Origin of the sequence: Paraburkholderia sp. WS6, from assembly GCF_030464835.1 — a bacterium.
Classification (GTDB): domain Bacteria; phylum Pseudomonadota; class Gammaproteobacteria; order Burkholderiales; family Burkholderiaceae; genus Paraburkholderia; species Paraburkholderia madseniana.
This window is the reverse complement of sequence record NZ_JALQCK010000049.1, coordinates 67,116-75,711: the sequence shown is the minus strand read 5'-3', so window position 1 is coordinate 75,711 and position 8,596 is coordinate 67,116. Positions and strand designations below refer to the sequence as shown.

Sequence of the window (8,596 nt, the reverse complement as noted above, 5' to 3'; positions counted from 1 at the left end):
ACAAAACGGGGAGTTCGCGAAAGGCCTTGACAACTTCCTGCTCATAGAAGGGGACTCGCATAAAATGAACTAGTCCGTTGCAATACGCCCAAACGCAATCCCCAGGCATACAAATCCAGATGACTCGGGCCTTTGCAATCTGGGATGCCATCCGATTTCGTTCGCCATCGTTTCTCTCCAGTCGGGGCACCACCTCCTTATGTCGAGAATGACCGCCAATGCGATGAGCCGCCGGCACCTGCTGACGCTGATCGGCAAGAACCTCGGCGCGGCCGCCATGATGCAAGGCATGGGCACGCTTGGGTTCGCTGCTACCTCGACCTACGCCGGACCGATCAGACTCGACGGCGCACCCAAAGGAACGCGAATTCTCGTGCTCGGTGCGGGCATGGCTGGCCTCGTCGCGGCCTTTGAGTTGAGGAACGCGGGCTACCACGTGCAGGTGCTCGAATACAACAACCGCGCAGGTGGTCGGGCCTGGACTGTCAGGGGCGGTGATCGTTATACCGAACTCGGCGGTGCCACCCAGTCCTGCGATTTCGCCGACGGGCTTTATCTGAACCCAGGGCCGTGGCGCATTCCGTATCACCACCAGGGCGTACTCGATTATGCAAAACGTCTGAAGGTGTCGCTCGAGCCGTTCATCCAGGTCAATTACAACGCATACCTGCATTCGGCGGAGGCTTTCGATGGCAAGCCGCAACGATTCCGGGCGGTGCAGACCGACTATCAAGGCTATATCGCCGAGCTGCTTTCCAAAGCAATCCGCAAGGACGCGCTCGATGATGCGTTGTCAGTCGAAGATGCGCATCTGCTACTCGAATCCCTGCGCCAATGGGGTGCGCTCGGTCGGGATGGGAGCTACCAGGCGGGCCGGCGAAGCAGTGAACGCCGCGGATTCGCGACCGCGGATGGCGGCGGGCTGATGCCCGACGCGGTGCCGTCGAATCTGCTCCCACGCGACCCCTTGCTTGCATCGCGTTTGTGGCAATGGCTCTCGTCTGGAAACGAGCTGGACTACCAGAGTGCCATTTTCCAGCCCGTCGGCGGCATGGACAGGATTGCCCATGCGCTTTATTCGCAGGTCGCGAGCGCTGTAGTGTTCAACGCAAGAGTCACGGCCATCTTGCAGGACGAGCACGGCGTCACCGTGCGCTATACCGACACGACCACCCGGACCGAACGGAACGCGCGCGCGGATTGGCTGGTGTGCACCATCCCGCTCTCGATTCTGAGTCAGATCGACACTGCGGTCGGCCCGGCCATGCGCGCCGCGATCGATGCGGTGCCCTACGAGACATCGGTGAAAATCGGGTTGCAATTCGGCCGGCGATTCTGGGAAGAAGACGAGCAGATCTACGGCGGCATCACGCATACTGACCTGCCGATCTCGACGATCGGCTATCCGGCAACAGGTTACGGATCGACCGGTCCTGCGGTGCTGCTCGGCGCCTACATGTGGGGGCCCGCCAGCTATGAGATGGGTGCACTGCCCCCTGCGGAACGGATCGCGGTGGCATTGAGCCAGGGCAGCCAGATTCATCCGCAGTACGCGCGCGAGTACCAGAACGGCTTCGCGATGAGCTGGAGCCGATCGCCGTTCACGAATGGCTGCTTCGCCGCATGGACTGATGCGTTGAGAGAAGCGCATTACGCGAATCTCTGTCAGATCGACGGACGGATCGTCCTCGCCGGAGAGCACGCTTCCCATATCCCGGCATGGCAGGAAGGCGCCGTGCTGTCGTCGCTGGATGCGATCACCCGGTTGCATCGGAGAATCGTCAATGGATAGCCCGACGCTGATCCTCAACGCGATGCTGATTTCCTTGCTGATGGGAGCCGCGACGGTGTCGGCTCCGGCCGTGGCACAGGACGCACCACGTACCTTCACGATTTCGCCGGACTACCGCTTCACCGAAGAAAACGGTGAAGCGCTTTACAACGCTACCTGCGCGGGATGCCATATGCCGGATGGAAAAGGCGCCCAGGGCGCGGGTCACTACCCGGCGCTTGCTGACAACCCGGCAGTCGAAGCAGCACCCTACGTCATCCTCAACGTACTGCACGGCCGAAAGGCGATGCCATCCTTTGGCGACGAAATGGATGACGATCAGGTCGCTGCTGTCGTCAACTACACGAGAACCCATTTCGGCAATCGATTTACCGGAGATGTCACGCCGAGCCAGGTTAGAAGTCTGCGCTGAGTTCACGTGGCATGGCTGTCGATGCGCAGCCTCTTTCCTGCGCCATCCTCCAGCCGGCTGCCAAAAAAGTGTCTGACGATATGCGCGGAAGCGCACAGAGTCATCTAAATCGAACCCATACTCTGTTCGGTGCAGCACACAGATCTCCACCGGACATCCGAGAGCCGTATTTCTGCATGTCCTTCACAAGCCCCAGTTCTACGAGCAATGGGGGAATGATCGCTCACGACACCAGGTCGACATCGGGGCCCCGCGCTACACCGCGGAAAGCAACTTCACGCAATCAGGTGCCACCGATGCGTCTTCGAGCCATCAAATATGCCTTGATTCTTGCCTGCGGGTGCATGGCTGTCGCGAATGTACTTGCCGCCGATGCTGCCGGCGTCGTGAAGACCCTTAAGGGCACGGTGCAGATCGAACGGGCTGGAGGGAGTTCGGGTGCGGCCATCGGCAGCGAGGTTTACGGCAGCGATCGCATAGTGACGGGCCCGGAATCTTCCGTCGGTATCACGCTGCGGGACGCCACCCAACTCTCTGCCGGCGCCAATACCATCCTCGAGCTCAACAAATTCGCGTTCAACACCACGACCCATGACGGAGTGCTCGACGCCTCCATCAAACGCGGTTCCCTGGCTGTGATTTCCGGGAAGTTGGCGAAGGCGAATCCGGATGCGGTCCGCTTCAGCACGCCGACTACCACGCTGGGCGTGCGCGGCACCGAATTCATCATCGAAGTCGGCGATAAATAAAAGGGAGAGGCACGTTGAAGGCTGCAACTCGACATCACGGGCTAGCCTTTGCCGCGGCATGCATCCTGCTGCCGTTCTTCGCCGGCTGCAGCACGCCGGACAAAATTATTCTATTGCCGGATCCCGATGGCAAAGTCGGAGCGGTCATTGTCCACAGCGCCACAGGAGAGCAGAAAATAGACAAGGCCTACGCCGGGGTCGACGTCACCAAGGGCGGCGCCATCGAAAAAACGATGGATAGCCAATCCACTGTGGAGACACGATATGGCGAGCTACTTGCGGCCCGGCCGCCTCGCCCCATGGCATTCACGATCTTTTTTCTCTTTGATTCCGCCACCGAATTGGCCCCTGAGTCGTCGGCCACGGTTAAACAGCTAAAAGCCGTCCTGGCGACGTGGCCCGCGCCGCAGCTCGTGGTGGTCGGTCATACTGATCTGGCGGGCTCTCAGGAATTCAATGACCAACTTTCCATGCAGCGGGCGAAGACGGTTGCAGCGTTCCTGATCAAGCAAGGCATCCCTGCCCGGCAAATAGAGACCGCGGCCCGGGGCAAGCGTGAGCCACTGGTGCCCACGGCAGATGGTGTTCCCAATCGCATGAACCGGCGCGCAGTCATCACAATCCAATGATCCGCGCCAGTCATCGGCGCTGAATGGCCTTTCCGCCGATGAAACGCTATTTCGACCCATGGCATGCCCGGATCAGGAATCTGCTGAAGGTCGCCCAGGGGCGTCCGGTGGCACTGGTGGTGTTGTTCGGCCTGAGCCTGCTCAACCTGTGCAGCGAATGGCCGAGCGACATAGCACGTCCAGCTTTCGTAGACACGCTCGATGAGACGCTTCCCGACTCCTTTAAAACAGCCCGGCAAATTCTGTTCGATCAGTATCAACGTCACTACCCACGGATTCCGACGGCTCAGCCGGTGACCATTGTCGAGATTGATGAGGAGACGCTCGCAACCGTCGGTCAATGGCCCTGGCCGCGAAATCGACTCGCGAGCCTGATCGATGCCATCGCGGCACTGAAACCGCTGGCTATCGGTCTCGACATTTACATGCCTGAGCCGGATCAGACCTCTCCCGACAAGGTGGCTGGCAATCTGCCAGAAACGGCTGCGGCGCTGGCCGCCGGCTTGCGGACCCTGCCCAGTCACGAAGCCATTCTCGCGAGATCGTTGCGCGCAGCGCCGACCATACTGGGTGCCGCGGCGCTCGATCATGCTGCCTTCGGCACCCGCACCGATCTGCGAAGCGCGCCGATCCGCGTTCATGGCACCGACCCGCTGGGCTACGTGCAGCGTTTCAATTATGTTCTCGGCAGCCTGCCGGAACTGCAGGCTGCGGCCCACGGACAGGCGATGCTGAGCGTAGCGCTCGAACAAGGCGTAGTCCGGCATATTCCGCTCGTCACGGGGTTGAGGGAGAAACTAGTCCCCGGTCTGCCGATGGAAATGCTCCGCCTCGCCACGGATTCATCGGCGATTGACGTCTTTGCGGATACATCGGGCGTAGAAGCGGTGGGGGTCGCCGATGTGCTGGTGCCCACGCAGCCCGGAGGGGATATCTGGTTGCATTTCGCTTCTATTCGGTCGACGCTGAGCCGCTACGTGTCGGCACGCGACGTCATGCAGGGATTAGTCGATCCGGAACGGATCCGGGACAAACTGGTGCTGGTCGGACTGACCGGTGCCGGCGTGACTGACATGCGCACGACGGCGCTGGGGGAACTGGTGCCGGGTATCGAGATTCAGGCGCAGGTCATCGAGACGATTGTCGAGGGACGGTTTCTGCGCCGCCCCACCTGGCTGAAATGGGCAGAATGCGCCTTCATCATGACGTTCGGGCTGCTGATCATCTGGTATGTGCCTCGCCCCCGATCCCGGTTCGCGGCGCTCATCAGAGCCGTACCCAAGGGCGTCGCCGCTCTGGGTATAGGCCTGCATCTTCTGAATCTTCTGTGCTGCTTCTTTATTTTCGTGCGCTTCGGACTGCTCGTCGATGCGGCCTCGATTTTCATTATCCTGTCCGCGGTCATGGGCTGCTTCCTGTCACCCGCGTTACTCCGCCTCGATGAACAACCATGAGTGTCATGGCGGAAGGCAGCTTCCTGCATCGGCAAACTCACACTCATCGACCCGGATCGGCCCCTCGTCTTTCGCACGAGAACCGTCCGCAATCGAGTGCAGAACGGACGTCCGCTGAGTATTCGACGAGTCAGTTGAAACGCAAACCCAGTACGCTCTAGCGCTTTCTACTGGGGAGACGGCGGATTCAAAAGCTTACTCAACGGCTTCAGTGGGCCGATTGGGAGCAGCGAGAATGTCATTAAGTGCGCTTTCCCCAAGGGAAGTGCCTCAAGCATTTCATGCGCTTGACTGACGCCCGTAACGTTCAGGATGAACGCCACCCCAGCCCGGTCCTGCAGTGAATACCACTGATCAATCTTGCCCTCGAGGTAGAGTTGCGCCGTATCGCGAACTTCGGTCGGAAGAATGCGTTGGACAAGTTGCATGTCCGTGCCCGGTGGAAAGGTGCCAATTGCCAATATCTTCGTGGTTGGCGTGGTTGGCATCGGAGTGGTTTGCGCCATGGAAACTCCAGCAGAAGCTGCCAGCACAGAGGCTGTTGTCAAATTAAGAAGAAAGCGTTTCATGCAACGTCCAGCACCGACATGTCGGCGGAGATTCCGGCCAGTTGGGCAAGATCGGCGGCGGCAGCAAGCCCACGCATGTGAAAGTTACGGCAACTCTTCAATACAAGGAGGCTGGCGCGAGGCCACACCCGATGCCGTATCCAGCGCTGCGGCTTCTGGTCCCGTCAGATAGCAATCGCGGAAGCGCTCATCGACGCGTTCCCACATCCGTTTCGAAAACAGCAGCGCTGCGTTGAGCGGGCGATGATTGATGACCACGGAATCCGTCTCGCCCTGTTCGTTCAGATGCGCGACGACCACCGTTTCGATCGGCACGCCCTCGATCTGCGACCGATAGGATTCCATGTACAAACCGTTGCCGATCTCGCCCTTGTAGCTGTGATGCTGGAATTCGTAGAGCGAAATCGCGTGTTTGATCACGGAGAGAATATCGGCTCGTCCCTCGATCGGACGCTTCAGGACGGTGGCTTCGAGCGTCGCGCTTTCGGCGAGCCTCGCCAGCCAGAGCGGCGGACCGCCTGCGGGCGCCAGCACGGGGGCTGTGTCGTTGAATTTCATGCTGGGGCTCCAGTTACGGTTTGCTCGTCATGCCTGCGCTAGCGGCATCGAGCGTTGCTTCGAGCGTGACGCGCGCCTTTTCGAGGCGGCGTCGCGCGAGGCGTCCAACGCCCGCGCCGCGCTCAGACTCGCCCGCCAGGAGCGCATGAATATCGGGCAGCATCCAGATCGCGCCGCGTGTGCCCCAGGCGCCATCCGGAATCTCGGTCGGGAAGACCCAGACGCGCGGCGCGACGTCATCGAACGGCCGGTTCTCCGCGCGCGCCACCGCTTCCGTGACGTTTCTGACGAGCGAGCGACGCGATTCGTCGGTGTATTGCCCTTCGGGTGCAGACGGAATGATCCGGTAGCGTATCGTGTTCGTGCGTTCGCCGCCGATGTAGATCGCAGCAGGCCGATGAAGATGGAACACGGTGACACGCTGTGCGATCGGATTGGCGGGATCGTACGCTTCCGCCTTGATGAGGATGTCGGTCAGTTCCTTGACGAGGCGCGCTTCGGCCTCGGGCGTCAAGGCGTCTTCGGGCCACAGTGCATCGATCATTGGCATGGTGCTGCTCCTGCTTTCAGGTCATTGGATGTGGCCATGATCGGGGTTTACTCGTGCGGCCGAAAGTGGCAGCATCGCCATTATTCAGGGAATTTCAGACACGCAATGGCCATCGTCCGCATCTGGGTCTATGACGGAATCCTCGCGTCCGGCGTCGCGGGCCCTGTTGACGTCTTCAGCGCGGCCAATCAGTTCCATGCGCGCAAGGCTGCACCGGGCACGACATCCGCGCCCGTGTTTGCATGGCGCGTGGAATCTCTCGACGGGCAACCCGTCACGGCTGCGTCGGGCCAGACCATTCACGTCGACGGCAAGATCGACCCGCGCAAACGGGCGGACGCCGTTCTGCTGACGGCACCGTTTTTCTCGAACATCGACGAGTTCATCGGGCGCCGCGAGCAGTTGAACGCGCTGTCTTCCGCACTGCGGCGTCAACGCAAGGCAGGTGCCGTGCTGGCGGCTTATTGCACGGCCAACTACCTGCTCGCCGAGGCGGGCCTGCTGGATGGCCGCGCCGCAACGACGCACTGGGCGAGAGCCGCGGACTTCGCGCGCCGCTATCCGCGTGTCGAAGTTCGCGCACAGGAACTGCTGATCGCGCAAGACGGCATCATCTCGGGCGGTTCCGTGACGTCGTATCTGAATCTCGCGGTGCGGCTCGTCGAAACATTCGCCGGCGAAGAACTCGCCACGATGACCGCGAAGGCGCTGTTGATCGACATGAACCGGACGTCGCAGGCTTCCTTTGCAACGCTTCTCGACGAACATGGGCATACCGACACGCTCGTCGCGCGCGCCCAACAGCAGATGGAGGCTACGTTGCAGCAGGGATTCCGGTTGAGCGATCTGGCGGCGTCGCTTGCTGTCAGCGAACGCACGCTCAATCGCCGTTTCAAGGAAGCCGTCGGGCTCGCACCGTTGACGTATCTGCAGAATCTGCGCATCGAGGTCGCGAAAAGGTTGCTGGAAACGCGGCCAATTGGGCTTGAGGCGGTGAGTCAGCGGGTCGGTTATGGCGATATCAGCACATTTCGGCAATTGTTCAAGCGCAAGACCGGGTTGTCGCCGAGTGAATATCAAATGCGGTTCTCGCGTGCCGCGGCGGAGAATATAGAAACCGAGTCAGGCCGCAACGGCAGCTGAGGCCTCGCGAGATCATCACGCCGCAGCCCTCGTCATTTCCCTCCCTCTTTCCCCGCACTGCCCTTTTGTATCGCAACGTATCTACACCAGATAGGGATACGCACGCTTACACACAAGCGACTTTCGGACACAAGCGGGATACGTTCATCCGCTCAAATACGCCCATCGCGAGCAAAACACCGCACCGCAAAAAACTGGGCTTACCGAGGTAGTGCATATGCAACACGAGTCGAACGGAACCGTTGAACTGGACCGCACCGCGGATGAACCGCTGAGCAGCCAGATCGCGCGCAATTGTCTGCTGACGCGCGCCCGGCAGATCTCCCGCGTCTTGACCTCCGTTTATGACGATGCGTTGCGTCCGTTCGGCATCGTGGCGCCGCAGTTCTCATTGCTCGTGCTGATCGCGGAGTTCGGGCCCATTAGCCGCTCAGATCTGGGCCGACGGAATCATCACGAGCGCTCGACGCTGACAAGGAATCTGCAGCCGCTGATCGCGCAGGGCTGGGTCGCCGAGGGCGTCCCGGCAAGCGATGGTCGAAGCCGCCCTCTCTCGCTCACGCACGAAGGCAAGGCGCTGCTCAAAACCGCCGCGAGCGCTTGGTCGGCTGCACAGAGCCACGCGACGCACCTCCTCGGCGAAGGCTGCGCCCATGAACTCATGAATATCGCGCGCAAATTGCCGCTGCGCATGGTCTGAAATTTTTCGGTCGATGTTGCATATGCAAGATTGACCAACG

General features: G+C 60.7%; 10 protein-coding genes. 7 read left to right on the top strand and 3 right to left on the bottom strand.

Annotated elements, in window-relative coordinates; all coding sequences use genetic code 11:
• Positions 1–199: 199 nt before the first annotated feature.
• The 5 genes from M0D64_RS38145 to M0D64_RS38125 all read left to right on the top strand — a co-directional run bounded on the left by M0D64_RS38145 (position 200) and on the right by M0D64_RS38125 (position 5,036).
• Positions 200–1,792 carry a flavin monoamine oxidase family protein gene (locus M0D64_RS38145; protein ID WP_266261466.1) on the top strand — a complete coding sequence of 531 codons (1,593 nt, stop codon included), beginning with the start codon at positions 200–202 and terminating at the stop codon, positions 1,790–1,792.
• Positions 1,785–2,204, top strand: coding sequence for a cytochrome c (locus tag M0D64_RS38140; RefSeq protein ID WP_266261465.1), 420 nt, complete (start codon positions 1,785–1,787; stop codon positions 2,202–2,204). Before M0D64_RS38145 ends, M0D64_RS38140 begins: the two co-directional genes overlap by 8 nt.
• Before the next feature lie 296 nt (positions 2,205–2,500).
• On the top strand, positions 2,501–2,953 hold the full coding sequence (locus M0D64_RS38135) for a FecR domain-containing protein (protein WP_154558307.1): 453 nt from the start codon (positions 2,501–2,503) through the stop codon (positions 2,951–2,953).
• Between the two features lie 14 nt (positions 2,954–2,967).
• Positions 2,968–3,582 (top strand): OmpA family protein, encoded by a 615-nt coding sequence (locus M0D64_RS38130; RefSeq protein ID WP_171925583.1) that lies wholly within the window; start codon positions 2,968–2,970, stop codon positions 3,580–3,582.
• A 38-nt stretch (positions 3,583–3,620) separates the two neighbouring features.
• Positions 3,621–5,036 (top strand): CHASE2 domain-containing protein, encoded by a 1,416-nt coding sequence (locus M0D64_RS38125; protein ID WP_266261464.1) that lies wholly within the window; start codon positions 3,621–3,623, stop codon positions 5,034–5,036.
• 167 nt (positions 5,037–5,203) lie between these two features.
• Here M0D64_RS38125 and M0D64_RS38120 read toward each other — a convergent pair whose 3' ends face one another.
• From M0D64_RS38120 to M0D64_RS38110, 3 genes are all read right to left on the bottom strand, one after another.
• The gene (locus M0D64_RS38120) at positions 5,204–5,605 is read right to left on the bottom strand and encodes a hypothetical protein (protein WP_266261463.1); all 402 of its coding nucleotides are present in this window, start codon (positions 5,603–5,605) and stop codon (positions 5,204–5,206) included.
• Between the two features lie 84 nt (positions 5,606–5,689).
• Positions 5,690–6,163: a hypothetical protein gene (locus tag M0D64_RS38115; RefSeq protein ID WP_266261462.1), complete on the bottom strand. Its 474-nt coding sequence runs from the start codon at positions 6,161–6,163 to the stop codon at positions 5,690–5,692.
• Positions 6,164–6,176: 13 nt separating this feature from the next.
• Entirely contained in the window at positions 6,177–6,713 is a 537-nt protein-coding gene (locus M0D64_RS38110; RefSeq protein WP_266261461.1) for a Tautomerase enzyme, read from the bottom strand.
• Between the two features lie 105 nt (positions 6,714–6,818).
• Between M0D64_RS38110 and M0D64_RS38105 the strand changes: the two genes are divergently transcribed.
• Complete coding sequence (locus tag M0D64_RS38105; RefSeq protein ID WP_266261460.1) at positions 6,819–7,856, top strand: GlxA family transcriptional regulator; 1,038 nt, start codon at positions 6,819–6,821, stop codon at positions 7,854–7,856.
• Between the two features lie 217 nt (positions 7,857–8,073).
• The gene (locus M0D64_RS38100) at positions 8,074–8,556 is read left to right on the top strand and encodes a MarR family winged helix-turn-helix transcriptional regulator (RefSeq protein ID WP_154558270.1); all 483 of its coding nucleotides are present in this window, start codon (positions 8,074–8,076) and stop codon (positions 8,554–8,556) included.
• The last annotated feature ends 40 nt before the right edge of the window (positions 8,557–8,596 follow it).